Source organism: Exiguobacterium sp. s56, from assembly GCF_018618255.1.
In the GTDB taxonomy this organism is placed as follows: Bacteria; Bacillota; Bacilli; order Exiguobacteriales; family Exiguobacteriaceae; genus Exiguobacterium; species Exiguobacterium chiriqhucha.
The window spans coordinates 1-373 of the sequence record NZ_JACSLR010000053.1 but is presented as its reverse complement, the minus strand read 5'-3'; the positions used below and the strand labels follow the sequence as shown (position 1 = coordinate 373).

Here is a 373-nt window from a genome sequence, read left to right as displayed (position 1 = left end):
TTGAACTCGGTGACGTCGGTGCACCACTTCTCGTCCGGTCGGGACGCGCTGAATTCTCGGTTCATCAGGTTCTCGGCCACATGCTGCGGTGACGACTTCTTGTGCCGTTTTCGCTTCTGGCGGATGACCGAACGGATCTCATGGATGCGCATGAGACGATAGATACGCTTCTCGTTGTATGCCGGCAGGCCATGCTGGCGTCGTCTCCGGTTGACCGTCATGGTGATCCGTCGATAGCCGTAGGTCCCGTTCACCTGGTCGTAGAGGAGGCGGATGTCCTCTAGTAGGCTTAGGTTCTCCTCCTCGCGTACCGAGACGGTACGCTTCAACCATTTATAGTAGGCGGCCCGTGAGACCTGCGCGATTTCACACA

1 protein-coding gene is annotated in these 373 nt (G+C 57.6%); it reads right to left on the bottom strand.

Annotated features, from left to right (window positions below):
• Positions 1-373: IS3 family transposase (locus KNP71_RS16135; protein WP_214831061.1), on the bottom strand; the 373-nt coding region annotated here is incomplete at both ends.